This window comes from Curtobacterium sp. NPDC087080, assembly GCF_044745105.1.
Classification (GTDB): Bacteria; Actinomycetota; Actinomycetes; order Actinomycetales; family Microbacteriaceae; genus Curtobacterium.
The window spans coordinates 19,489-43,898 of sequence record NZ_JBIUZP010000002.1; the positions used below are offsets into that span (position 1 = coordinate 19,489).

Here is a 24,410-nt window from a genome sequence, read left to right on the forward strand (position 1 = left end):
CGTCCGCCGGTGGGCTGCGTCCGAAGCCTGCAGGCCCTCAGGGCACGCGGGCCGCGACGACGTCGCGGGCCAGCGTCCGCGTCGCGCGGTTCGGCTCCGGATCGGTGCGCATCGCCAGGCCGATGCGCAGGGGCTCGACCGCGTCCTCGAGCTCCAGGACGGCGCCGTCGTGCCGGACGCCCGCGTCCGGCACGACACCGACGCCCAGTCCGGCCGACGCGAAGCGGACGACGGCGGGCATGTCGTTCATCTCGGCGACGACGCGTCGGCGGATGCCCAGCCGGTCGAGCGCCGTGTCGAGGATGGTCCGGTTGCCGAACCCGTGCGCGGTGTCGACGAACGGCTCCGCGGCGAGTTCGGCCAGCGACACCGACCGGCGACGTGCCAGGGGGTGGTCCGCCGCGGTGAAGACCCGGAAGGGCATCTCGCGCAACGGTTCGACCACCAGCCCCGACGGCACCGTCGGCAGCGCCGCGTACGCCAGGTCGAGCCGCCCGGCGACCAGGTCCTGCACGAGACCCGTCGTCCCCGTGGGTGACGTCATGAGCTCGACCGCCACGAGCGGGTGCCGCTGCCGGAACCGTCGGAGCACCCCGGTCAGGTCGACGACGTCCATGCTCGTGAAGATCCCGAGGCGCACCCTGCCCCGCAGGTCGGCGTCGTCGACGGTCGCCAGGTCCCGCATCCGATCGAGCGAGTCGAGCACGGACCGCGCGTGGGGGAGCAGGTCCTCGCCGGCGGTGGTGAGCACGAGACGGCGACCCGTGCGGTCGAACAGCCGCACGCCGAGCGCTCGTTCCAGGGACGCGATGCCGGCGGAGACGGTCGACTGCGCGGCCCACAGCCGCTCGGCGGCCCGCGTCACGCTCCCCTCGGACGCGACGGCCACGAACTGTTCCAGCAGGCGGGTCTCCACCGGACGAGTATCGACCGGATCGATGTCGATCATCAAGAGCGCCCGTTGGACTCGATGACCGGATCGGAGCACCATCGGAGCATGTCCTCGACCACCACCGCAGTCCCGGCTCCGCAGACCGGATCCCGCACCGTGCCCGCTCCGCGAGGGCGACGCGCGCACTCCCGCCGCCGCCACGGGTTCGGCTTCTGGGCCGTCGCCTTCGCGTTCCTGTCGGTGATGGCCTTCGCGACCGTCCCGGCGCCCCTCTACGTCATCTACCAGGCGCGTGACGGGTTCCCGACCTTCACCACGACGGTCGTCTTCGCCGCCTACGGTGTGGGGGTCGTCGCCTCGCTCTTCCTGGCCGGACACCTCAGCGACGTGCACGGGCGACGTCCGCTGATCCTGGTGTCGATCGCCCTCGAGCTCGTCGCAGCCGTGCTCTTCCTGCTGTGGTCGGACGTCGCCGGGCTCGTCGTGGCGCGGTTCGTGACCGGACTCGGCGTCGGCCTGCTCACCGCGACCGCGACCGCGCACCTGGGGGAGCTCCGGGTCCGTGCGACCGGCTCGTCGACGTCTGCGCAGGGAGCGAGCGTCGCCGCGGGCGCGGTCAACCTCGGCGGGCTGTCGCTCGGCGCCCTGGTCGGCGGGGCGCTCGCCGAGTACGTCGGACAGCCGCTCGTGGTGCCCTACGTGGTGTTCGTCGTCGCCCTGGTCGTCGCCTTCGCGGTGGTCCTCGCCGCGCCGGAGACCGTCGACCGTCCGGAGCAGCCGGTGCCGTACCGACCGCAGCGGATGGCTGCGCCCGACGGACAGGCCGGCGTGTTCTGGGCCGCCGGTACCGCCGCCTTCGCCGCCCTGGCGGTGCAGGGGCTCTTCACCTCGGTGGCGCCGACGTTCCTCGGCACCACGTTCCACGTCACCGACCGGCTCGCCGCGGGCGCCACCACGTTCGGGGTCTTCGCCGCGAGTGCCGTGTCGCAGATCGTCTTCGCGAAGCTGTCCCAGCGACGCCAGGTCCGGCTCGGTCTGGTGCTGCTCGTCGGCGGTCTCCTCGTGCTCGCGGTCGCCGCAGTGCTCCTGCAGGTCGCGGGCTTCATCGGTGGCGGGGTCGTCGCGGGTGCCGGTGTCGGGCTGCTCTTCCGGGCGTCGATCGCCCGAGCGGGGTCGCTCGTCGGGCCGGAGCAGCGCGGCGGCGTGCTCGCGGCCACGTTCCTCATCGCGTACGCGGGACTGACCGTGCCCGTCGTCGCCGTCGGCGCGGCGCTCCTGGTCGTGCCGACGCTCCCGGTGCTCCTCGGGTACGTGGCGTTCGTGGTCGTGCTCGCCCTGGTCGCCGGTCTGCGCCTGGCCGCCCACGCGGAGTAGCCCGCCGCGACGCGCTGTGCCGCGGAGGTCCGGCGCCGTGAAGGAGGGCACCCCTCCCGACCGGCGTCGGTGCCGCGACCGCCCGACCATCCCCTCGTGTCCCGGCATACTGGGGCGCATGTCCCAGCACCGCCGGCGCCCGGCCGTCACCGTCGTCGCCGCGGTCGTCGCGGCCGGTCTGGTCGTCGGCGGCTTCGCCCTGACGGCACAGCGCAGCGGTGAGGACCCGGTGGTCGGCGGCGGGACCCCTGCCGGCACCCCGGGCACCACCGTCGACCGCAGCGCACCCGCCGCCGACCGCAGCGCACCCGCCGCCGGTGGGACGACCCGCGACGGCACCGTCACCATCGAACGGACCGGCCCCGACCTGCCCGGCGCCGACGTGCTCGACCGCTGCGACTCCGACCGCCGCGCCGTCGTCGCCCGGTACGAGACCGCCGCCCTCGGACCGGTCGAACTGCAGTGCGGCACGTCCGGCCAGGGCTACGAGCACATCCGCGTCCGGCACACCGCCGACTGGCAGGACGTCGTCCGGGGCCACGGCTCGCGGGACTGGGACGACGCGATGCTCACCGCCGTCCGGTCCGTGCTCGAGTCGCCGCCCGACGGGTACCCGCAGGACGCCGGGGACGGCAAGGTCTGCTACGCCGCGGCAGTGCGCTTCGACGACGGGTCGCGACCGGCAGCGGAGCCGAACGTGCGGGTGATCGTGTCGGAGACGACCGACCGGGTGATCACCGCGTTCCCCACCGACGACGGCGGCTGCTGACCGCACCGCACCGCGCAGCTCGGTGCCGCGCCGTCCCTACGCGTGCACCTCGTGCTCGTGCCGCTGGTGCGACGCGGGCTCGAGCTGGAAGGTCGAGTGCTCCACCGGGACGTCGAAGTGCTCGGCGACGCACTGCTGCAACGCGTCGAGGATCCGCGGCGCGTGGGCGGTCGAGAAGCAGTGGTCGTCCACCACGACGTGCGCGGTGAGGTTCGGCACCCCCGTCGCCACGAGGGTCGCGTGCAGGTCGTGCACGGCGATGACGTGGTCGAGCTCGAGGATGTGCGCGCGCACGTCGTCCAGGTCGAGCCCGGGCGGTGTCGACTCGAGCAGCACGTTCGCCGTCTCGCGCAGCAGCCGGACCGCGCGCGGCAGGATGAGCAGCCCGATCAGGATCGCCGCGATCGAGTCGGCCCGCTCCCACCCGGTGACCGCGAGCACGACGGCGGCGGCGATGACCGCGACGGACCCGAGCGTGTCGTTGAGCACCTCGAGCCGCGCCGCCCGCGAGGTGAAGCCCTCGCCCGACGCCCGGGCGAGCACCGCGTAGGCGACGAGGTTGCCGACGAGTCCGACCACACCGAACACGAGCAGCGGGCCGGCGTGGACCTCGGCGGGGACGAACAGCCGCTGGATCGCCGAGACGACGACGAAGACGCCGACCGCGAGCAGGATGGCTGCCTGCGCCGTGGCACCGAGCACCTCGGCGCGCTGGTAGCCCCACGTCCGTTGCGCCGTCGGTGAGCGGCGCGCGAGCCGGGTGGCGACCAGCCCGATGCCGAGGCCGCCGGTGTCGACGACCATGTGCCCCGCGTCGACGAGCAGCGCGAGGGAGCCGGTGACGACCGCGCCGACGACCTCGGCGAGCAGGATCCCCGCCGAGATGCAGAACGCGACGAGCAGTGCCCGCTCCGAGGCGCCGGCGTGCCCGTGCGCGTGGTCGTGTCCCATGCCTCGATCGTAGGGAACCGTGCCGACACCGTGCCAGGATCGGCAGCGTGACCCGGTCGCCCTACGAGCTGACGACGCCGGAGGACGTGCTCGCCCGGCTGCACCCACGACTGCGCACGTACTTCGGGGCGGTGCCGTCCGGTCACGTCGGTCGCGGCGAGGGCGTGTTCGCCGTCGTCGGGACGCCACGGCGCTGGATCTGGCCGCTCCTCGCCGTCTTCGCGCGGGACGCCGTGATGTTCCCCGTGTGGGAGCGGGACGTCCCCTTCACGGTCGAGAACCGCCCGGCTCGCGTCGGCCGCGGCGCCGTGGACGGCCGGGAGGCATCGGTCGCCGTGCGCGCGCACCGCACCTTCCGCTTCCGCTCCGGGAGCCGCACGATGGTGGACGCCATCGCCGCCGGACCGCACGGACTCGTCGACCACCTCGGTCGCCGTGGGCGCGTCAGCGCCCTGCTCCGGGCGGAGGTCGACGCGGACGGGCCGGACGCGGGCGCCCTGCGCCTGGTCTCCACCCGCGTGACGGTGCGTGCGCTGGGACATGACCGGAGCCTCCCGGCCGTCGTCGCCCCGCGCGTGACGCTCGTGGAACGATTCGATGACGATGCCGACGTGCAGCGCGTGTCCCTGCGGCTCTCGGCGCCGCTGGTCGGCACGCTGTACCGGTACGAGGGCTCCTTCCGCTACCGGGTCGAGCCCGATGCGAACGGGCCGGACACCGGACCAGGCCGGACACCACGACGGGGGCAACGATGAGCGACGACACGACCGGCGCACCCAGGGGTCGCGCCGTGATCGCGGGAGCGGGCGGCTTCGTCGGGCAGTACCTGCAGCGCGCCTTCCGTGACGAGGGGTACGAGGTCGTCACGGTCGGACGCACCGGCGACGCGGTGTGGGGCAACACGCTCCGCATCCGCGAGCTCGTCGACGGCGCCGCGATCGTCGTGAACATGGCGGGGAAGAGCGTGAACTGCCGCTACGGCCGTCGGAACCGGGCGGAGATCATGCGCTCCCGGGTCGACACCACGCTCGAGCTGGCCGAGGCGATCCGCACCGCCGAGCACCCGCCGCCGCTGTGGCTGAACGCCTCGACCGCGACGATCTACCGGCACGCCGACGACCGACCGCAGGACGAGGTGACGGGGGAGCTCGGCGAGGGCTTCTCGGTGTCGGTCGCCAAGGCGTGGGAGGACGCCCTGTTCAGCGCGGACCTGCCGCACACCCGTCGGGTCGCGCTGCGGATGGCGATCGTGTTCGGCGACGGCAGCGCGCTCGTCCCGCTGCTCCGACTGGCCCAGGCCGGCCTCGGCGGGCCGCAGTTCGACGGGCCGTGGTTCCCGACGCGTGCACGGCTCCGGGCGGGTACGTACCACCACGACCGGCACACGCGTGGGCGGCAGCGGTTCAGCTGGGTGCACATCGCCGACGTCCTCGGGGTGATCCGGTTCGTGCGCGACCACGAGGACATCGACGGACCCGTGAACGTCTCGAGCCCGGAGCCGTCGGACAACCGGACCGTGATGGCGACCATCCGCGACGCGGTCGGGCGGCGCTTCGGCCTGCCGACGTGGCGGTGGATGCTCGAGATCGGGTCGTTCGCGATCCGCACCGAGACCGAGCTCGTGCTGAAGAGCCGGTGGGTCGTCCCGACGCGCTTGCTCGAGGCGGGCTACGAGTTCCGGTACCCGCACCTGCGCGGCGCCCTCGCCGGGATCATCGCGGAGCGCCGGCAGCACCGGGGCTGACCGGCTGCGGCACGGGTGTGCCGCCGGTCTCGGGCGCCCCGTCGGGCTCGGCGGTGATCGCGGCCCCGTGAGACGCCGGCGTCCTCGCGAGACGGTCCGGAGCAGCCGAGACGGTCCCGGAACCGGCGGCGTCTCGACGCGACGGCGGCGTCTCGGCGTCGGCGGCCGGCACCAGCCTCGAGGTCCGCGACGACCACAGCACGGCGACCACCACCACGGCGCCCGCCACGACCTCGACCACATCCGGCACCTCACCGAACGCCGCCCACGACGCGAGCACCCCGATCACGGGCACGAGCATCGAGAACGGCGCGACGGTGCTCGACGGGTACCTGCCCATCAGGCGCGACCAGATCCCGTAGCCGACCAGGCTGCCCGCCACGACGATGTAGAGCAGGCCGAGGTCGGCCGGCAGCGCCGACGCGGTGAACGCCGTGCCGAACGCCTGCCCGACCCGCGCCGGACCCTCGACGAGCAGCGACAGCGCGAACATCGGCACCGGCGGGACGACCGCCCACCACAGGGTCAGGTGGAGCGGGTTGACCGGCCCGGTCCGCCGCGTCGCGACGTTGCCGAGCGCCCAACCGAGGGCCCCGCAGAGCACGAGCACGACCGGCAGCAGCGCCGCGGTCTGCGCCCGGTGCACCGCGATGACGCCGAGGGCCGCGACGGCGACGGACACCCCGACGACCTGGCGCGCGGTGAGCTTCTCGCGCAGCAGCACCCCGGCGAGCACGACCGTGAACGGCGCCGACGCCTGGATCACGAGCGACGCGAGGCCCGTCGGCATCCCCGCTGCCATGCCGAGGTACAGGAACGCGAACTGCAGCACGCCGAGCGTCGCGCCGACGAGCACGATCCACCGGAACGGGACCTTCGGGCGCGGCACGAACAGGATCGTGGGCAGTGCAAGCAGGGTGAAGCGCACGGCGGCGAGCAGGAACGGCGGCCAGTGGTCGAGGGCGATCGCGGTCGCCGGGAAGTTCAGGCCCCACGCCACGGCGACGACGAGGGCGAGGATGCGGTCGCGGAAGAGCACGGATCGATCGTCCCGCACCCGACGCGGTAGCACCAGCGCACGGTCCGACAGTGTCGTTGTAGGGTCCCTGCATGGTCGGCTTCGACATCGCCCTGCTGCCGGTCCTCCGCGAGCTCGCCGAGCGCGGCAGCGTCACCGCGGTCGCCGCCGCCACGCACCGCACGCCGAGCGCCGTGTCGCAGCAGCTCCGCACCCTCCAGCGCCAGGCCGGCGTGCCCCTGGTCGAGCGGGTCGGGCGCGGTGTCCGGCTCACCGCGGACGGACGGGCGCTCGCCGACATGGCCACCGGTGTCGCCACGGCGCTCGCCACGGTGGAGTCGGCGTGGTCCGAGCACCTCGCCGGGGTGGGCGGGACGGTCGACCTGGCGGTGTTCCCCTCGGCGGCCGAGCTGCTCCTGCCGGGGCTCCTCACCCGGATGCGAGCACACCCGGGCATCGTCCTCGAGCTCTCCGACGTCGACGTGAGCGAGGGGGAGTTCGCCCCGTTGACCGCCGACCACGACGTCGTGATCGGCCACCGCCCGGACGGCGCCCGACGCGCCGATGGTGCCGCTGTCGAGACGGTCGCCCTGCTCCGAGAACCGCTCGACGTCGCCCTGCCGCTCGACCACCCGCTCGCAGGCCGGGAGCGCGTCGGCATCGAGGACGTCGTCGACGAGACCTGGATCGGCGTGCCCGAGGACTACCCGATCGACCGCGTGCTCACCGCGTTGGCGGAGGCGTCCGGCACCCCGCCGTCGGTGGCGTTCCGCACGATCCACCTGCCGGTGATCGAGAACCTCGTCGCCGCGGGACACGGGATCGCCCTGGTGCCGCGGTACACGTCGGGGACGCGTGCGGCGGGACGCTTCCGGTTGGCGACGCTCGCCGACGTGCGGGCCGGGCGGCGCATCGAGGCGCTCGCCCGGCCGGACCGCGCGGTCCGACCCGCGGTCCGCACCGTCCTGGAGGCGCTGGTCGCCGAAGCGCGCTCCGTCACCACCTGAGGTGGTGCGGTGCGCGGCGGGGCCGCCCCGCGCCTCCCGTCCGCCCCGCCCGCTCGCGCTCTCGCGGGACGCAACGTCGGCGGCTGCTCGCAGGGGTGTACCGCTGCGAGGAACCGCCGACGTTGCGTGTTGCGGAAGGGTGCGGCCTAGACGTCCAGGCGGTCGACCAGCTCGTCGGCCAGCCCCGTGTAGGTGCCGGGCGTCAGGTTCGTCAGCCGTGCCTTGGCACCCGACGAGATGTCGAGGCCGTTCACGAACGCGACGAGCTCGTCCTGGCCGATGCGCTTGCCACGCGTCAGCTCCTTGAGCATCGCGTACGGGTCCTCGATGTTCGACTGCCCGGCGGTGACCTCGGCGCGGATGACCGTCTGGATCGCCTCGCCGAGCACCTCCCAGTTGCCGTCGAGGTCCTCGGCGAGCCGGCCCTCGTTCACCGCGATCTCGCCGAGCCCGCGACGCAGGTTGTCGAGCGCGAGCAGCGAGTGGCCGAACGCGACACCGATGTTCCGCTGCGTCGTGGAGTCCGTCAGGTCGCGCTGCAGGCGGCTCGTCACGAGGGTCTCGGACAGCGTCGAGAACAGCGCCGACGAGATCTCGAGGTTCGCCTCGGCGTTCTCGAACCGGATCGGGTTGATCTTGTGCGGCATCGTCGACGACCCCGTGGCACCGGCCACCGGGATCTGCGTGAAGTACCCCATCGAGATGTAGGTCCACACGTCGGTCGCCAGGTTGTGCAGGATCCGGTTCGCGTGGCGCACCCGGTCGTACAGCTCGGCCTGCCAGTCGTGCGACTCGATCTGCGTCGTCAGCGGGTTCCACGTCAGGCCCAGGCCCTCGACGAACTCCTTCGACAGCGCGGGCCAGTCGGCCTCGGGGTCGGCGGCGAGGTGCGCCGAGAAGGTGCCCGTCGCGCCCGAGAACTTGCCGAGGTACTCGCCGTGCTCGATCTGCGTCAGGACGCGCTCGAGGCGGTACACGACCACCGCGAGCTCCTTGCCGAGGGTGGTCGGCGTCGCGGGCTGGCCGTGCGTGTGCGACAGCATCGGCACGGCGCGGAGCTGCTCCGCCATCGTGCGGAGCGTCGCCAGGACGGCGCGGTAGGCGGGCAACCAGACCTGGTCGACGGTGTCGCGCACGGTCAGGGCGTACGACAGGTTGTTGACGTCCTCGCTGGTGCACGCGAAGTGCGTCAGCTCGGCGATCGCGTCGAGCCCGAGCTCGGACAGGCGACGGCGGACGAAGTACTCGACGGCCTTGACGTCGTGCCGCGTCGTGGCCTCGATCTCGGCGAGCTCCGCGATCTGGTCGTGGCCGAACGTCTCGACGACCCGGCGCAGCGCGGCCTTGTCGTCGATGCTCAGCGGCGAGGTGGTGAACATCGCGTGGTCGGTCAGGAAGATGAGCCACTCGACCTCGACCACGATGCGCGCGCGGTTGAGGCCGGCCTCGGAGAGGTGCTCGCCCACCGTGTGCACGACCGGGTAGTACCGCCCGTCGAGCGGGCTGATCGGCTGCGGGGGAAGGGGGGTCATGGGGCTCCCTGACGGACTGCCGGTTCGAGTTGGCGGAAGAGCGCCCGGCAGGCCCGCTCGACGGTCGAGAGCACTCGGTCGAACTCGTGCCGGTCCGCGTAGTACGGATCCGGTACGTCGGTCTGCTGGGGCCAGGCGTCGTCGTACCGCAGCAGGAGCGTCACCTTGGCGGCGTCGTCCATCGTCGGTGCCCACGAGCGCAGGACGCGTTCGTGGGAGCGGTCGAGTGCGACCACCAGGTCGAGGTCCGGGAACCGGTCCGGGTCGAACTGGCGGGCGCGATGCCTGCTGCCATCGTATCCGCGCGCTGCGAGCGCCGCGATCGTCCGCTCGTCCGCGGGCTCGCCGACGTGCCAGTCGCCGGTGCCCGCCGACTCGACGACGAAGCGGTCGGCCATGCCGGCGTCGGCGGCGACCTGCGCGAAGACGATGCCGGCCATGGGAGATCGGCAGATGTTGCCGCTGCAGACGAACGAGACGCGGAACGGGGCGTCGGCGTCCGGGCTCATGTGCACATCATGGCGCACGGACGTGACGTCCGCGACGGTGGTCACGGACGTCGGCGGTCCAGCACCGGGCGCACGACGAGTCCGATCAGCCACGAGAACACGGCGAGCACGAATGCGCCGACGATGCCCCAGCCGAAGGACTCGACCTCGAGCCCGAAGCCGATCGCGTCCGAGATGCCGGCGACGATGAGCAGCAGCACGGCGTTCACAATCAGCGAGATCAGCCCGAGCGTCAGGACGTACAGCGGGAAGGCGACGATCCGGATGATCGTGCCGATGACCGCGTTCACGAGCCCGAACACGAACGCCACGAGCAGGAACGTGAGCACGACGGCGGTGGTGTCGCCGTCGCCGAACGGGGTGACGGTGACGCCGCTCACGATCAGGGTGGTGAGCCAGAGCGCGACGGCGTTGACGACGAGGCGGACGAGGAATCGCATGCCGCCATGATGCCCGTCGCACCCCGGACGGTGCCCGGTAGCCTGTGCGCGTGACTGACGAGCGCGTGCACATCCGGCCCGAGGTGGCCGTCCTCCCCGCGTACAAGCAGGGTCGGCAGGCCGCGCCCGACGCGTTCAAGCTCTCGAGCAACGAGAACCCGTTCCCGCCGCTGCCGGGTGTGGTCGAGGCCGTGCAGGCGCAGACCGCCTACAACCGCTACCCGGACGCCACCGCCCTGGCCGTCCGGGCCGTGCTCGCGAACCGGGCCGGGCTCACCGTCGACGAGGTCCACGTCGCGCCGGGCAGCGTCGCGATCCTGCACGAGTTGGCGAAGGCGACGAGCGGCCCCGGCGACGAGATCGTCTACGCGTGGCGCTCCTTCGAGGCCTACCCGGGTGTCGTGACGGTCGCCGGTGCCACGAGCGTGCAGGTGCCGAACCGACCGGACGGCGGGCACGACCTCGACGCGATGGCCGACGCGGTCACCGACCGGACCCGCATGGTGATCGTCTGCACGCCGAACAACCCCACCGGTCCGGTCGTGACGGGTGCCGAGTTCGAGGTGTTCATGGCGCGGGTGCCGTCCACCGTGCTCGTGGTGCTCGACGAGGCCTACGCCGAGTTCGTCACCGAGCCCACCGCGGTCCGCGGGACGCCGCTGCTCGAGCGGTACCCGAACCTCGTCGTCCTCCGCACGTTCTCCAAGGCGTACGGACTCGCGGGCCTCCGTGTCGGCTACGCGTTCGGGCCGTCGTACGTGCTCGACGCCGTCCGTGCCTGCGCGATCCCGTTGTCCGTGACGGCGCAGGGCCAGGCGGCCGCGCTCGCGAGCCTCGAGCGCGAGACCGAGATGCTCGACCGGGTCGCCGAGCTCGCCGCGAGCCGGGACCGCATCGTCGCCGCGCTGCGCGGCCAGGGCTGGGACGTGCCGGACGCGCAGGGCAACTTCGTCTGGCTGCCGACGGGGGAGCTGACCGCACACGCCGCAGAGCGGTTCGAAGCTGCCGGCATCATCGTCCGGGCCTTCGGGAACGAGGGGATCCGGGTGTCCATCGGGGAGCACGAGGCTGTGGAAACGCTCCTCGAAACGGCGGGGTCGCTTGTGGGGGACCTCCAGGCGGCCCGGTAGGCCCTGGCGTTACGCTGACCGACATGTCATTCCACGCCGCGGCCCCCGCGACGGCCACCGTCCGGATCCTCGACCTCGAGGGCCGGTTCGTGGAGACCGACGAGAACGCCGAGTACGCCGCCGTCGCGCGGGCGATCCCGGACGAGACCCTGCTGGCGATGCACCGCCGCATGGTGCTCACACGTCGGTTCGACCACGCGGGCCACAACCTCCAGCGCACCGGTCAGCTCGGCCTCTGGGTCCCGAGCCACGGACAGGAGGCCGCGCAGGTCGGCTCCGTCTTCGCCCTCCGTGCACAGGACCACGTCTTCCCGTCGTACCGCGAGCACGCCGTCACGATGCACCGCGGTGTCGAGCCGATGGAGATCATCGCGATGTACCGCGGCCAGACGCACGGCGGCTGGGACCCGGACGAGCGCGGCAACACGCACATCTCGACGCTGGTCATCGGTTCGCAGACGCTGCACGCGACGGGCTACGCGCTCGGTCAGCAGCTCGACGGCGACGTCGGCACCGGCGACCCCGACCGCGACGCCTGCACCATCGTCTACTTCGGCGACGGCGCGACCAGCCAGGGCGACGTGAACGAGGCGTACGTCTTCGCCGCGTCGACGAAGGCCCCCGTCGTGTTCTTCCTGCAGAACAACCACTGGGCGATCTCGGTGCCGGTGTCGGTGCAGTCGCCGACCCCGCTCGTCGACCGCCCGCGCGGCTTCGGGATCCCGAGCGTCCGCGTCGACGGCAACGACGTGCTGGCGTCGTACACGGCGTCCCTCGTGGCGACCGACCACGCCCGCTCCGGGAAGGGCCCGGCGTTCGTCGAGGCCGAGACCTACCGCATCGGCGCGCACACGAGCTCCGACGACCCGACCCGCTACCGCCTCGACGACGAGCTCGCCTCGTGGGTCGAGCGCGACCCGATCGCCCGTTCGGCCGCGTACCTGCGCAGCCGCGGCGTCACGGACGAGCAGCTCGCACGCTTCGACGAGGAGGGCGAGGACATCGCCGCCGACGTCCGGCGGGCGACCGTGGCGCTGACCCCGCCGTCGGTGGACGTCATGTTCGACAACGTGTACCGCGAGCCGCACCCGGTCACCACCGCGCAGAAGGCCTGGCTCGAGCAGTACGAGGCCGGGTACGAAGGGGGCTCCCACTGATGAGCACGACCGAGCAGCTCTTCGACTACACGCTCCGCGCCCACCCGGGTGCCGGCGAGGTCCCCAGCGAGCCCGTGCAGACCCTGCCGATGGCCAAGGCGCTCAACGCCGGCCTGGCCGCCGCCATGGCCGCCGACGACAAGGTCCTGCTGATGGGCGAGGACATCGGCCAGCTGGGCGGCGTCTTCCGCATCACCGAGGGCCTGCAGGAGCGCTTCGGCGCCGAACGCGTCCGCGACACCCCGCTCGCCGAGGCCGGCATCATCGGCACCGCGATCGGCCTGGCGCTGCGCGGGTACCGCCCGGTCGTCGAGATCCAGTTCGACGGCTTCGTCTGGCCGGGCTTCGACCAGATCACCTCGCAGCTCGCGAAGATGCAGAACCGCCTGCCGCAGCACATGTCGCTGCCGGTCGTCATCCGCATCCCCTACGGCGGCCACATCGGCGCCGTGGAGCACCACCAGGAGTCCCCGGAGGCGTACTTCGCGCACACCCCGGGTCTGCGCGTGGTCAGCCCGAGCACCCCGAACGACGCGTACTGGATGATCCAGGAGGCGATCGCGTCGAAGGACCCGGTCGTGTTCCTCGAGCCGAAGTCGCGCTACTGGCCGAAGGGCGAGGTCGACCTCGTCGACGGCCACGTCCCGATGCACACCACGCGCGTCGCCCGCACCGGCACCGAGGTCACCCTCGTCGGCCACGGTGCGATGGTGGCGACCCTCATGCAGGCGGCGGACATCGCCGAGGCCGAGGGCACCAGCTGCGAGGTCATCGACCTCCGCTCGATCTCCCCGATCGACTGGGAGCCGCTCCTGGCATCGGTCCGCAAGACCGGTCGCGTCGTCATCGCACAGGAGGCCTCCGGCTTCGTCAGCGTCGGCAGCGAGATCGCCGCGACCGTCGCCGAGCAGTGCTTCTACACGATGCAGGCGCCGCCGATCCGGGTGTCCGGCTTCGACGTCCCCTTCCCGGTGTCGAAGCTCGAACACCTCCACCTGCCGGACGCGGACCGTGTCCTCGAGGCCGTCGACCGCGCCCTCGCCTACTGACCGAACCGTCCGAACGTTCGAAGGAGCCGCAGTGCCCGCCGCCGAATTCCCCCTGCCCGACGTGGGCGAAGGCCTGACCGAGGCCGAGATCGTGCAGTGGCGCGTCGCGATCGGGGACGAGATCGCCGTCGACCAGGTCCTGGTCGAGATCGAGACCGCGAAGTCGCTCGTCGAGCTCCCGTCGCCGTTCGCCGGCACCGTCACCGGGCTGCTCGTCTCCGAGGGCGACACGGTCGAGGTCGGCAAGCCGATCATCCGGGTCGACTCGGACGTGCAGGTCGCGTCGAGCGCTCAGCCGGGAGGCCCGACCCCCGTCGCCGACAGCGTCCCGGCCTCGCCGGACGTCGCCGCCACCCCGCCTGCCGCGCCCGCCGCCCCGGCTCCCGTCGCGCAGACGCCACCGGCGCCCGCCCAGCAGGCCCCGGTGCAGCAGGCCCCGGTGCAGCAGACGCCGCCGGCCCCGGCCACCGCAGCGGCGTCCGCGCAGCCGCGGCACGCCGCACCGGTCGCGGACCACGCGACCGTCGTCGGCTCCGACGAGTCGTCCGGTGCCGTCCTGGTCGGGTACGGCTCCGCGACCACGTCCCCGTCCCGCCGGAAGCCGGGCGCCCGCCGGGCCGCAGCGCTCGCGGCCGAGGCGAGCCGTGCCTCCAGTGCGGACGCCGTCGCCGCGGCCGAGGCCGCTTCGGACCCGGGCGAGGACACCATCTCGCAGGCCGTCGGCGAGCAGGGCTCCCGACCGCGCAAGGCCGTCGTGTCGGGCATCGTCCTGGCGAAGCCGCCCATCCGCAAGCTCGCGAAGGACCTCGACGTCGACCTGACCGAGGTCGTGCCGACGGGTCTCGCCGGCGAGGTCACGCGCGACGACGTGATCCGCCACGCGAAGCAGGCCGGCGTCTTCCGCAACATCGAGACCCCCGAGTGGGGCGACGTCCGCCGCGAGACCATCCCGGTGAAGGGCGTCCGCAAGGCCATCGCGAAGGCGATGACCACGTCGAAGTTCACGGCACCGCACGTGTCCCTGTTCGTCGACGTCGACGCGACCCGCACGATGGAGTTCGTCAAGCGCCTGAAGTCCTCGCCGACGTTCGCCGGCGTCAAGGTCTCGCCGCTGCTCGTCTTCGCGAAGGCGGTCATCTGGGCCGTCCGCCGGAACCGGTCGGTGAACTCGACCTGGACCGACCAGGAGATCATCGTCCACCACTTCGTGAACCTCGGCATCGCCGCGGCGACCCCGCGTGGGCTGATCGTGCCGAACATCAAGGACGCGCAGGACATGTCCCTGTTCGAGCTCGCCAAGGCGCTCGAGGACCTGACGCTGACCGCGCGTGACGGCAAGACCACGCCGCAGCAGATGGCGGACGGCACCGTGACGATCACGAACATCGGTGTGTTCGGCATGGACACCGGGACGCCGATCCTCAACCCGGGCGAGGTCGCGATCGTCGCCATGGGCACGATCAAGCCGAAGCCGTGGGTCGTCGACGGCGAGGTCCGCTCGCGCATGGTCACGACGATCGGCGCGTCCTTCGACCACCGGGTCGTCGACGGTGACGTGGCCTCGCGCTTCGTGCACGACATCGCCTCGGTGATCGAGGAGCCGGCGCTGCTGCTCGACTGAGCACGCGTCCCGACGGTCCTGGTCCGGCCCGGTGCTGCGGGAAGCCGCAGGACCGGGCCGGATCGCGCGGACGTCGCGTGGTGTCCACCCGCTTGTCGGGGGTGCGGGTGATGATCGGAGCATGGCCCACCAGCTCCTGACCCCACAGCAGGAGATCCGGACGGATCGCCTGGTGCTGACACCGCTCACGCCCGCCGACATCGACGACGTGCACGCGGTGTTCTCCGACGCGCGGACGTGGGGGCACCTGCCCTCCGGACGGCACGCCGACCGGGCGACGACGGTCGACCTCGTGCAGCGCAAGATCGGTGGGCGAGCTCGCCACGGCCTCGGATCGTGGACGGTCCGCACGACGGACGGTGCGTTCGTCGGCGTCGGCGGCGTCGACATGACGGCTGCGGGGGTCTGGAACCTCGGCTACCGGTTGGCTCCCGCGGCCTGGGGGAACGGGTACGCCGGAGAGGTCGCGCGCGCAGCCGTGGCCGAGGCGCACCGCGTAGCCCCCTGTGCACCGGTGACCGGTCGGGTGCTGACCAACAACCCGGCGTCGGCAGCGGTGCTGCGGAAGGCCGGACTGTCGCTCGTCTGGCAGGGGCCGGCGTCGGTCGCTGCCCCGGACGGCGTGCTCCGTCAGGTGTGGACCGACCGCGAGCTCTCCGACGACCAGTTCGCCTGGCTCGTCCGCAACGCCTGAGACGCGCTCCCGTCACCCCGCTGCGGACAGCGCGTCCGCGAACGGCCCGACGTACGACCGGAACGACCACTGCACGGTGTTCCAGTCGTGACCGCTGCCCGGCGCCGACCCGATCTCGACCCGGGCCCCGGCAGCCCGTGCGGCCGCACCGAGCTTCTGCGCGTTCTCGCTGAACTCCCGGTCGGACGACCCAGCGGTCAGCCAGAGGGCGTGTCCGTCGAGCCCGTTCTCCCGCATCTGCGCGATCGGCGCCGCCGCCCGCCATGCCGCCACGGACCCGCCGAACGCCTGGTCGGCGCTGTGCTGCGGGCCCTGGTCGGTCGGTTGGAGCTCGCTCGACACGGCCAGCGCTGCGCCGAACTCCGACGGGTGTCCGGTGAGGAACTGCATCGTGCACGTGCCGCCCTGCGAGAACCCGGTCAGCCCCCAGGCCTTGCGGTCGGTCGTCACGGGCAGGTGCCGCTCGATCCACGTCGGCACGTCGTGCATCACGTAGGTCGCCACGTTCCCGAGCCGTGAGTCGACGCACATCGTGTTCTTGCCCGGCGCGGAGAGCTGGTCGACGCTGACGACGATCGGTGCCCGACCGTCGTGCGCGCGGGCGTACGCGTCCAGGGGTTCCGCCAGACGACCGGCGGTGAAGAGGTCCCCGGGGGCGCCCGGCTGCCCCGAGAAGGCGATGACGACGGGCAGCGGGCGCGGGTCGCGCACCAGGGCTGCCGGCGGCAGGTAGACGACGGCCGGCCTCGCGTCGAAGTGCGAGCGGGTACCGGGGATGCGCGCGGTGCGGACGACCCCGGCGGTGGGCATCGTGTCGAGGGGAGCGGCTGCCCGGTCGTAGGCGGGCCACGGGTCGCTCTGCACGACGGTGCCGAGCGTCGGGTACTTGCCGAACTCGACGTTGATGCCGAGCGCGGGCACGACGAGCGCTGCCGGCACCAGGACGATCGCGATCGCGCGACGCCATCGTCCGCCCTGCACCAGGCCCGTGACCGCCAGGGCGAGCGCTGCGCCGGCGAAGGCGCTCCACATCTGCGTGATCGGGCTGAGCGCGACGCCGAACAGGTCGACGACCTGCGTGGTGAACCAGCAGGCGACGAGCACGACGAGCGCGGCAGCGGCGGCGATGCCGGCGCGCAGGGCCGCCCGGCGCCACGCCTGCCGCGACCGCCACTGCCGCACCGCGGGAAGCAGGACGGCGACCGCGAGCACGGCGAACGCCAGGTCGGCCGGCACGAGCTTGTTCGGTGCCTGCAGTTGTGTCGCGAGCAGCCACTCGGAGGGGCTCACGAGCGGGTGGCCGGCTGCTTCGCCACCGGTGCGACGTGGGCCTGGCGGAGCGCCCACAGGTGCTTCGGTCGGAGCCCGGGCACGTACGCGCTGGTGAGCGCTCGGGCGACCCGGGGTGCCTGCAGTGCGCTCGGGACGACGAGCCAGAGCGGTTCGTGGCGCGCGCCGAACTTCTCCTTGAAGCGCTGCAGCGACCGGAAGCCGTACACGGGCTCGAGCGCCCGGGCGAGGAGCGCCGACCCGCGGGCCACCCACGACCCGGCGTCGGTGTGCGGTGCGAGCGGCGTGCCGGAGAGGCTGATGGTGGTGAGGCCGGCCTCGCGGGCACGCAGGGCGGTGCGGGCGATCAGGAACTCCATCACCCCGGGCATCCCGTCCTCGCCGCGCCGCATGACGTCGAGCGTGTACCCGGTCAGGGCACCGTGCTCGTACACGGGCAGCCAGCTCGTCACCGCGGTCACCCGACCCTCGGCGGTCACGGCGAGCAGCAGTCGGACGTCCGGGTCCTCGAGCTCGCGGAACCCACCGAGCGTGAAGCCCATCTCCGGCAGACGGCGATCGGCTGCCCAGCGGGTGCAGATCGCCTCGACCTGCGCGCGCTGGTCGGCGTCGAGGGCGGCGAGCGTCGTCCACTCGTCGCGCAGCCCCTCGCGGTCGGCGCGGTTCGACGCGGTGCGCAGGTCCTGGCGCTTCTTGCCGCGCAGGTCGAACGTCGTGACGTCGAGCACGGACTCCACGCCGACGGGGAAGGACGCCCACCCCTCGGCCGCGAGGATCGCCCGCACGGGCTCGTGCACGCTCGTGAACGCGGGGGTCCAGCCGTTCCGCTCGCAGGCTCGGGCGAACGCAGCGACCACATCGGCCCGGTCCGCGGCGGCGCACGCCGGGTCCGACACGGTCAGGGCGACGTCGCCGTGCACGCGGTAGGCAACGGCACCGAGCCCGTCGGGGTGGGTCCAGGTCGCGTTGCCCTGCCAGGTGCCCATGTGCCCGAGCGTGCCGGCGTCCCCGTCGCGGAGCATGCCGAGGTAGTCCTCGCCGCAGGTCGGCGTCGCACGGAAGCGGGCCCGCACCAGCTGGCCGCGGAGCACCACGATCGCCAGGAGCACGGCGGCGGGGACGGCCCAGGCGCCGAGGAGCGTGACCTGCCACTCGACCTCGTCGGTGGTCATGCCCTGCCACTGCACGAAGCCGTCCTGCAGCGGCTCGATGAGGAACACGTCGGCGAGCACGGCGGTGAGCGTCACGAGCAGGCCCGCCGCCAGGACGATGCCGGTGCGACGGCCGCGCTGGACGAGCCACGCGGCCCCGACCAGGAGCACCCCGACGAGCACGGTCGCCCGGTCGCTCATGGCACCGGCGAACGGCGACAGGACGCCGTCCGGCTCCGGCACGACGAGCGTCACCAGGGTGCCCGCACCGAGGGCGACGAGCGTCGCGACGACGATCGACCGCGGGTGGGCGGCGACGGTCCGGTCGGTGCGCGGCGCGGTCGGGGCCGGTCGGGAGGCGCGGCGCACCACGAGCGCTCCGGCGACGGTCCCGAACAGGGTCGCCAGGGCACGAGCGGTGTCGGACCCGTGGCCGGCGAACAGCACCAGGGTGAGCACCACCGTCCACAGGACGGCTCGGACGCGACGCCGACGTGCCGGCGGCATCGTGGCGGAGGCCGCGGCGAGCAGGGCGGTCGCGACGGCGGACGGGGCGAACAGCGGTTCGCCCGCGGCGGCCTCGGCGTGGGCCTCGCCCATCGCCGACCCGACCGTCACCGCCAGGAAGGTGACGCCGACGGCCGCGAGGGGGGCGCCCACGCCGACGAGGACGGTGCGCAGCGACCCGAGCGTGCGTTCGGCCAGCACCGTGACGGCCACGACGACCGCGAGGGCGGCCCAGGCGACCGGTGGGTGGTGCGGGAAGTCCGGCTCGGCGTGCGCGACGCGTGCCGTGACGGCGAGCAGGACCGAGGCGACCCCGACGCCCACGGAGACGGGGTGTCGACGGATGCTGGCGACGAGAGCTGACTGGACCACGCTGCCATCACAGCCGAACCTGCTGGGCCGGTGCATCGGGCGGTGGCGTGAACACCGGTGGCCGATCGGCCACCGGCCGTCCTCCGGAGGGCTGGCCTCCGTCGTCCACCGCCCGCTCGCCCCGTCGCTCAGGGGACGGGGGCGATCGGTCGGTGCTCGACGGGCAGGCGCAGGTGCAGCGCGAAGCCGTCGCCGGGCTGCGGGCCGGAGTCCAGCCGTCCGCCGAGGAGCGAAGCACGTTCACCGAGTCCGATGAGCCCCAGCCCGGACCCGGGCAGCTCGAGGCGGTCGGCACGTGCGGGGCCGTTCACGAGGTCGACGAGGACCTCGTCGCCGTGCAGCCGTCCGCTGATCCGGACGACGGCGCCGGGGGCGTGCTTCCGGACGTTCGTCAGGCCCTCCTGCACGAAGCGGTAGACCGCGCGCTGCACGGGCAGGGGCAGGGTGTCGGGCAGGTCGACGGCCGCCTCGGTCTCCAGTCCGCTCGCGGTGACGAGTCGCGGCAGGTCGGCGAGCACGGGCTGGGGCGCGATCTCACGGTCGGTGCCGCCGGAGGCCCGGAGCACCTGGACCATCTCGCGCAGCTCCTGCAGGGTCACGACGCACAGCTGCCGGATCGTCCGTGCGAACGCCCGCTCCTGCTCGTCGCGCCCGGCCATCTGCACGCCGCCGGCCTGCACCGCGATGAGGGTCACCTGGTGCGAGACGACGTCGTGCATCTCGCGTGCGAGCAGGGCGCGTTCGCGCGAGAGGGCGACCTCGGCGGCGCGGCGTCGTTCCTCGGCACGGGAGGCGCCGAGTTCGGCGATCCGGTCGACCAGGACGGCCCGGGTCCGCACGAGCAGCCCGATCGCGAGCGGACCGAGCGCGAAGATGAGGGCGTAGACGACGGACACGACGATCTCGTCGAGCTGCTGCGGTGGCCCGACGACGAAGCCGCTGAAGCCCACGAACTGCACGACCGCGGCGACGAGCATGAGCCACCGCCGGTCGGTGCGCTCACCGAGCGTGAAGAGGGCGATGCTCGCCGCGACGACGCCGGAGCCGATGAACAGGCCGGGCATCGTCAGCGCGAAGGTCAGGACGGGCAGGCGCCGACGGAGGACGAGCGCACCGGCAGCGACGAGCGACAGGGTGATCTCGGTCGTCGTGGCACCCGCGATGTCGAGGACGGCGTCGACGACCGCGGCGGCGAGGAAGAGCGCGTCGACCAGCCACCAGGGGGCGGGGTGGGCCCGTGCGCGACGCAGGCCGGCGTCGACGAGTGCGTCGAGCCTCCCGTCCGCCCGCACCAGCAGTCGGCGGAGGCGACCGGTCGTGGTCGGCTCAGCCATCGAGCAGCCCGGCCTCCGCCGCGCGGAGCGCGAGCTGGACGCGGGTGGTGACACCGAACGCGGCGAGGAGGGCGCGGACGTCCTCCTTGACGGTGCCGGTGCTGACGCCGATGCGCTGGCCGATCTCGGGGTTGCTGGCGCCCTCGGCGACGAGCCGCACCACGGCGTGCTCCCGGTCGGACAGCTCCGGTGCCGGCGTCGTCGGCCGGTGGGCGAAGAGCCGGGTCCGGTCCACGCCCGGCGCCAGGACGATGCCGCCGCGGGCGAGCGCCCGGACGTACTCGGCGAGTGACTCCGGGTCGGTGTCCTTGAGCAGGAAGCCGGCCGCCCCGGACTCCATCGCCCGGGCGACCACCTGGGTGTCGGTGTCGAACGTGGTCAGCATCGCGACGGCCGGGGGCTCGGGCAGCTGCCGGAGCGCGGCGAGCACCTCGAGCCCGTTCACCCGCGGCATGCGCACGTCGAGCAGGACGACGTCGGGGGCGTGCCGTTGCACGGTCTCGACGGCGTCGACGTCACCGCTCGTCGCGACGACGTCGATGTCCGCCGCTGCGCCGAGGATGAGTTCGAAGCCGTACCGGACGAGGGTCTCGTCGTCCACGATCACCACCGAGGTCACGGGCGTCATCTTGTCACGGCGTTGGCTTCTCGCACCCCGGTCGCTACTGTGAGGACGACTGGTCATGTCCGCGCAGGACCAGCTGGGCGACCACCGCCTTCGAGCCGACGAGCACCGGAGCACGAGGACCGCATGACGAGCCGCATCACCGAGGGCGCTGAGCCGAAGCACCAGCAGCTCCGGCGGATCCTGCTCGACCTCGCGACCACCCGGCTCGCCCCCGGCGCCGCGATCCCCTCGGAGCGGCAGCTCATCACCGAGTACGGGGTGTCCCGGATCACGGTGCGCGAGGCCCTCGGGCAGCTCGTCAACGAGGGCTACCTGGAACGTGTGCGCGGCAAGGGCACCTTCGTGGCGCACCGGCCCGTGCAGTCCACGCTGCACCTGGCGTCGTTCACCGAGGAGATGCGCTCGCTCGGGCACGTGCCGACGACCGTCGTGCTCGTCCGCGAGGAACGGGTCCCGCCGGCCGACACCGTGGCGGCGCTGCGGCTCGACGCCGAGGACACCGCGTACCACCTCAAGCGCCTGCGGATGGCGGACGGGGCACCGGTGTCGGTCGACGACGCGTGGCTCTCGGCGTCGGCGTTCCCGGGGCTCCTCGACCAGGACCTGTCCGGGTCGGTGTACTCGCTCGCGGCGGACACGTACGGCACGCCGATCGACCGCGCGCAGCAGACGGTGGCGGCGAAGCCCGCGGCCGACGACGTCGCGACGCTGCTCGGGACGCGGACCGGGGCGCCGCTGCTCGAGTTCGACCGGGTGTCGTACTCGGCGGACCGGCCGGTCGAGCACGCCCGCTCCTGGTACCGCTCGGACCGCTACCGGGTGCAGATGGAGGTCACCGCCCGGCGCACGGTCGCGTAGCCCGCTGGCCCGCCCGCCCGGTCGCCCGGTCGCCCCCGAGTCTCGCGTGCAGCGACGGTTCTCGCGCTGCCCCGCCCGAGATCGGTCGCTCGAGCCGAGACTCGGGCGCGGCGGCGACCGGCCCCTGCCGTCAGACCGTGTAGAGCGTGGCGCCCTCGGCCAGCGTCGTGCCCACCGTGGCCTGCTCGACCGAGTCCGGCGAGCTGCCGAGCACGACGACCGGGCAGACGGGGGAGAAGCCGGCGGCCTCGATCACGCTCGGGGTGAACCGCACGACGGGGTCCCCGGCGTGCACGGTGTCGCCCTCGGCGGCGAGCAGCTCGAAGCCCTCGCCCTTGAGCTTCACGGTGTCGATGCCGACGTGCACGAGCACGTCCGTCCCCGCCGAGCCCTGCAGCGCGAACGCGTGCGGGTGCAGCTTCACGATCGTCCCGTCCACGGGGGCGACCGCCGTGACCGCGCCCTCGACGCCCGACGGGTCGACCGCGACCCCGGCGCCGACGAGCTGCCCGGCGAACACCGGGTCGGGCACGTCGGCGAGTGCGACGACCGGGCCCGCGAAGGGGGTCCGGACCGCGGTCACAGTTCGTCGCCGTCGATCGAGTCGTTGATGTCCTGCGCGAGGTTGTCCGCGATCGGGCCGACGATGACCTGCCACCCGGTGCCTCCACCGACGACGGCCTGGGCGCCCGCGGCCTGCAGGGCGACCTTGTCCACGAGGTCGCCGTCCTCCACCTCGACGCGGAGGCGCGTGATGCAGCCCTCGACCTCGTCGATGTTGTCCGCGCCACCCAGTGCGGCGATGATGTCGGCTGCCTTGATGTCGGCCATCGTTTCCTCCTCGTTGCGGATTCCGTGCCGGGTTGACACGCATCTGGTCACCGGTTCAGACTACGGAACTGGTCATGACCGGACAGGACCGCTCCCGGCGGTACCGCCGAGGCTACCCGGGCCGTGCACGTGACTCAACTCCCCAGTGCCCCAGCTCCACCCGATGACGAGAGGAACGCCGATGAGCACCGCTGCTGCAACGGACGTGCCGGAGAAGAAGACCCCGAAGAAGCAGTCGAAGCTCTTCGCGAACGCCCAGCGCCTCGGTCGGAGCCTGCTCCTGCCGATCGCGGTCATGCCGGCCGCGGGCATCCTGCTCCGCCTCGGACAGTCCGACATGCTCGGCGCGATCCCCGGCTTCGCGCAGGGCGCGTCCATCATCGCCGCGGCCGGCAACGGTGTCTTCACCTGGCTCCCGCTCCTCTTCGCGGTGGGCATCGCGATCGGCTGGGCGAAGAAGTCGGACGGCACGACGGCGCTCGCCGCAGTGGTCGGCTACATGGTCATGTACCAGGTCTTCGCCGCGATGTCGCCGATCGTGCTCGCCGGCGTGAAGGACGCGAACGGTGAACAGGCGACCATCAACTTCGGTGTCCTCGGCGGCATCGTGATGGGTCTCGTCTCCGCCGTCCTGTGGCAGCGGTTCCACCGCACGAAGATGCCCGACTTCCTCGGCTTCTTCTCCGGCCGTCGCCTCGTGCCGATCCTGACCGCCGCCGCCGCACTGGTCATCGCCGTCCTGATGTCCTTCGTGTACCGCTACTTCGACATCGCGCTGTCCGCCGCCGGCCAGGCCGTCGCCGACAACGCCGTGCTCGGCGGTGGGATCTTCGGGTTCGTGAACCGCATGCTCATCCCCGTCGGCCTGCACCAGCTGCTCAACTTCTTCCCCTGGTTCCAGCTCGGGAGCTTCACGAACGCGGCCGGGGACGTCGTGCACGGCGACATCCCGCGCTTCCTCGCCGGTGACCCCACCGCGGGCATCTTCCAGACCGGCTTCTTCCCGATCATGATGTTCGCGCTCCCCGCCGGTGCCCTCGCCATCTGGCGCAACGCCAAGCCGCAGAACCGCAAGCTCGTCGGCGGCATCATGCTCTCGGCAGCGCTGACCTCGTTCGTCACGGGCATCACCGAACCGCTCGAGTACTCGTTCATGTTCGTGGCGTTCCCGCTGTACGTCATCCACGCGGTCCTCACGGGCACCTCGCTGGCGCTGGTCAACGCGCTCGGGATCCACGACGGCTTCTCGTTCTCCGCCGGCGCGATCGACTACGTGCTCAACTTCGGCAAGGCCGACGGGGCGATCTGGCTCATCCCGATCGGTCTGGCGTACGCGGTCGTCTACTACTTCCTGTTCAGCTTCGTCATCAAGAAGTGGAACCTGCGGACCCCGGGCCGCGAGGAGGACACGATCGCCGACAACACGATCGACGCGGCCACGAAGCCCTGACCGCCCACCTGTCGGTCTGGAGGCGCGGTGCCAGCTGGCCCCGCGCCTCCAGACCGTCGGGCGATTGATTTTGACAACCGTTATCAGCAAGCCGTACGCTCG

At 72.8% G+C, this 24,410-nt stretch carries 24 protein-coding genes; 12 read left to right on the forward strand and 12 right to left on the reverse strand.

The genetic code is table 11. The annotated features are described in order from the left end of the window. Positions 1-37 precede the first annotated feature (37 nt). On the reverse strand, positions 38-949 hold the full coding sequence (locus ACIPEQ_RS04345; protein ID WP_402714228.1) for a LysR family transcriptional regulator: 912 nt from the start codon (positions 947-949) through the stop codon (positions 38-40). A gap of 48 nt (positions 950-997) precedes the next feature. Here ACIPEQ_RS04345 and ACIPEQ_RS04350 point away from each other — a divergent pair, with 48 nt between their 5' ends. Then, complete coding sequence (locus ACIPEQ_RS04350) at positions 998-2,266, forward strand: MFS transporter (protein WP_402714229.1); 1,269 nt, start codon at positions 998-1,000, stop codon at positions 2,264-2,266. Between the two features lie 118 nt (positions 2,267-2,384). Further along, positions 2,385-3,035, forward strand: coding sequence for a hypothetical protein (locus ACIPEQ_RS04355; protein WP_402714230.1), 651 nt, complete (start codon positions 2,385-2,387; stop codon positions 3,033-3,035). Positions 3,036-3,071: 36 nt separating this feature from the next. Here ACIPEQ_RS04355 and ACIPEQ_RS04360 read toward each other — a convergent pair whose 3' ends face one another. Then, positions 3,072-3,986, reverse strand: coding sequence for a cation diffusion facilitator family transporter (locus ACIPEQ_RS04360; RefSeq protein ID WP_126892028.1), 915 nt, complete (start codon positions 3,984-3,986; stop codon positions 3,072-3,074). Positions 3,987-4,033: 47 nt separating this feature from the next. Here ACIPEQ_RS04360 and ACIPEQ_RS04365 point away from each other — a divergent pair, with 47 nt between their 5' ends. After that, a complete protein-coding gene (locus ACIPEQ_RS04365; protein WP_402714231.1) occupies positions 4,034-4,741 on the forward strand; it encodes a DUF4166 domain-containing protein in 708 nt (235 codons plus the stop codon). After that, on the forward strand, positions 4,738-5,730 hold the full coding sequence (locus tag ACIPEQ_RS04370) for an epimerase (RefSeq protein ID WP_126892026.1): 993 nt from the start codon (positions 4,738-4,740) through the stop codon (positions 5,728-5,730). Before ACIPEQ_RS04365 ends, ACIPEQ_RS04370 begins: the two co-directional genes overlap by 4 nt. Here the strand turns inward: ACIPEQ_RS04370 and ACIPEQ_RS04375 are convergent. Next, entirely contained in the window at positions 5,699-6,769 is a 1,071-nt protein-coding gene (locus tag ACIPEQ_RS04375) for an EamA family transporter (protein WP_402714232.1), read from the reverse strand. The two genes, ACIPEQ_RS04370 and ACIPEQ_RS04375, sit on opposite strands and share 32 nt — an antisense overlap. 71 nt (positions 6,770-6,840) lie before the next feature. Between ACIPEQ_RS04375 and ACIPEQ_RS04380 the strand changes: the two genes are divergently transcribed. Beyond that, positions 6,841-7,755: a LysR family transcriptional regulator gene (locus ACIPEQ_RS04380; RefSeq protein ID WP_402714233.1), complete on the forward strand. Its 915-nt coding sequence runs from the start codon at positions 6,841-6,843 to the stop codon at positions 7,753-7,755. A 146-nt stretch (positions 7,756-7,901) separates the two neighbouring features. Here ACIPEQ_RS04380 and purB read toward each other — a convergent pair whose 3' ends face one another. The 3 genes from purB to ACIPEQ_RS04395 are packed head-to-tail and all read right to left on the reverse strand — an operon-like array spanning position 7,902 to position 10,236. Continuing rightward, a complete protein-coding gene (purB, locus tag ACIPEQ_RS04385; protein ID WP_126892023.1) occupies positions 7,902-9,287 on the reverse strand; it encodes an adenylosuccinate lyase in 1,386 nt (461 codons plus the stop codon). Further along, positions 9,284-9,796: a low molecular weight protein-tyrosine-phosphatase gene (locus tag ACIPEQ_RS04390; RefSeq protein ID WP_126892022.1), complete on the reverse strand. Its 513-nt coding sequence runs from the start codon at positions 9,794-9,796 to the stop codon at positions 9,284-9,286. The genes purB and ACIPEQ_RS04390 overlap by 4 nt, the downstream gene beginning before the upstream one ends. A gap of 41 nt (positions 9,797-9,837) precedes the next feature. Then, complete coding sequence (locus ACIPEQ_RS04395) at positions 9,838-10,236, reverse strand: phage holin family protein (RefSeq protein ID WP_402714234.1); 399 nt, start codon at positions 10,234-10,236, stop codon at positions 9,838-9,840. A 50-nt stretch (positions 10,237-10,286) separates the two neighbouring features. Here ACIPEQ_RS04395 and ACIPEQ_RS04400 point away from each other — a divergent pair, with 50 nt between their 5' ends. The 5 genes from ACIPEQ_RS04400 to ACIPEQ_RS04420 all read left to right on the forward strand — a co-directional run bounded on the left by ACIPEQ_RS04400 (position 10,287) and on the right by ACIPEQ_RS04420 (position 15,887). Beyond that, positions 10,287-11,366, forward strand: coding sequence for a histidinol-phosphate transaminase (locus tag ACIPEQ_RS04400; protein WP_402714235.1), 1,080 nt, complete (start codon positions 10,287-10,289; stop codon positions 11,364-11,366). A gap of 23 nt (positions 11,367-11,389) precedes the next feature. After that, complete coding sequence (locus ACIPEQ_RS04405; RefSeq protein WP_402714236.1) at positions 11,390-12,523, forward strand: thiamine pyrophosphate-dependent enzyme; 1,134 nt, start codon at positions 11,390-11,392, stop codon at positions 12,521-12,523. A gap of 89 nt (positions 12,524-12,612) precedes the next feature. Further along, positions 12,613-13,572, forward strand: a complete 960-nt coding sequence (locus tag ACIPEQ_RS04410) for an alpha-ketoacid dehydrogenase subunit beta (protein ID WP_209676581.1) — start codon at positions 12,613-12,615, stop codon at positions 13,570-13,572. A 31-nt stretch (positions 13,573-13,603) separates the two neighbouring features. Next, positions 13,604-15,193, forward strand: coding sequence for a dihydrolipoamide acetyltransferase family protein (locus ACIPEQ_RS04415; RefSeq protein ID WP_402714237.1), 1,590 nt, complete (start codon positions 13,604-13,606; stop codon positions 15,191-15,193). A 121-nt stretch (positions 15,194-15,314) separates the two neighbouring features. After that, positions 15,315-15,887, forward strand: a complete 573-nt coding sequence (locus tag ACIPEQ_RS04420; RefSeq protein ID WP_402714238.1) for a GNAT family N-acetyltransferase — start codon at positions 15,315-15,317, stop codon at positions 15,885-15,887. A 12-nt stretch (positions 15,888-15,899) separates the two neighbouring features. Here the strand turns inward: ACIPEQ_RS04420 and ACIPEQ_RS04425 are convergent, their stop codons facing one another. The 4 genes from ACIPEQ_RS04425 to ACIPEQ_RS04440 form a co-directional block, all read right to left on the reverse strand. Continuing rightward, positions 15,900-17,177, reverse strand: coding sequence for an alpha/beta hydrolase (locus tag ACIPEQ_RS04425; protein WP_402714239.1), 1,278 nt, complete (start codon positions 17,175-17,177; stop codon positions 15,900-15,902). Next, a complete protein-coding gene (locus tag ACIPEQ_RS04430; protein WP_402714240.1) occupies positions 17,174-19,207 on the reverse strand; it encodes a bifunctional lysylphosphatidylglycerol flippase/synthetase MprF in 2,034 nt (677 codons plus the stop codon). The genes ACIPEQ_RS04425 and ACIPEQ_RS04430 overlap by 4 nt, the downstream gene beginning before the upstream one ends. 128 nt (positions 19,208-19,335) lie before the next feature. Then, positions 19,336-20,541, reverse strand: a complete 1,206-nt coding sequence (locus tag ACIPEQ_RS04435; protein ID WP_402714241.1) for a sensor histidine kinase — start codon at positions 20,539-20,541, stop codon at positions 19,336-19,338. Beyond that, positions 20,534-21,169 carry a response regulator transcription factor gene (locus ACIPEQ_RS04440; protein ID WP_126891730.1) on the reverse strand — a complete coding sequence of 212 codons (636 nt, stop codon included), beginning with the start codon at positions 21,167-21,169 and terminating at the stop codon, positions 20,534-20,536. The genes ACIPEQ_RS04435 and ACIPEQ_RS04440 overlap by 8 nt, the downstream gene beginning before the upstream one ends. A gap of 123 nt (positions 21,170-21,292) precedes the next feature. On the opposite strand from ACIPEQ_RS04440, the gene ACIPEQ_RS04445 reads away from it, so the two are divergent. Then, positions 21,293-22,027, forward strand: a complete 735-nt coding sequence (locus ACIPEQ_RS04445) for a GntR family transcriptional regulator (RefSeq protein WP_402714242.1) — start codon at positions 21,293-21,295, stop codon at positions 22,025-22,027. Between the two features lie 130 nt (positions 22,028-22,157). Here ACIPEQ_RS04445 and ACIPEQ_RS04450 read toward each other — a convergent pair whose 3' ends face one another. Further along, the gene (locus ACIPEQ_RS04450; RefSeq protein ID WP_354027778.1) at positions 22,158-22,610 is read right to left on the reverse strand and encodes a PTS glucose transporter subunit IIA; all 453 of its coding nucleotides are present in this window, start codon (positions 22,608-22,610) and stop codon (positions 22,158-22,160) included. Beyond that, positions 22,607-22,879, reverse strand: coding sequence for a PTS transporter subunit EIIB (locus ACIPEQ_RS04455; protein WP_402714800.1), 273 nt, complete (start codon positions 22,877-22,879; stop codon positions 22,607-22,609). The genes ACIPEQ_RS04450 and ACIPEQ_RS04455 overlap by 4 nt, the downstream gene beginning before the upstream one ends. A 160-nt stretch (positions 22,880-23,039) precedes the next feature. Here ACIPEQ_RS04455 and ACIPEQ_RS04460 point away from each other — a divergent pair, with 160 nt between their 5' ends. Next, the gene (locus tag ACIPEQ_RS04460) at positions 23,040-24,308 is read left to right on the forward strand and encodes a PTS transporter subunit EIIC (RefSeq protein ID WP_402714243.1); all 1,269 of its coding nucleotides are present in this window, start codon (positions 23,040-23,042) and stop codon (positions 24,306-24,308) included. The last annotated feature ends 102 nt before the right edge of the window (positions 24,309-24,410 follow it).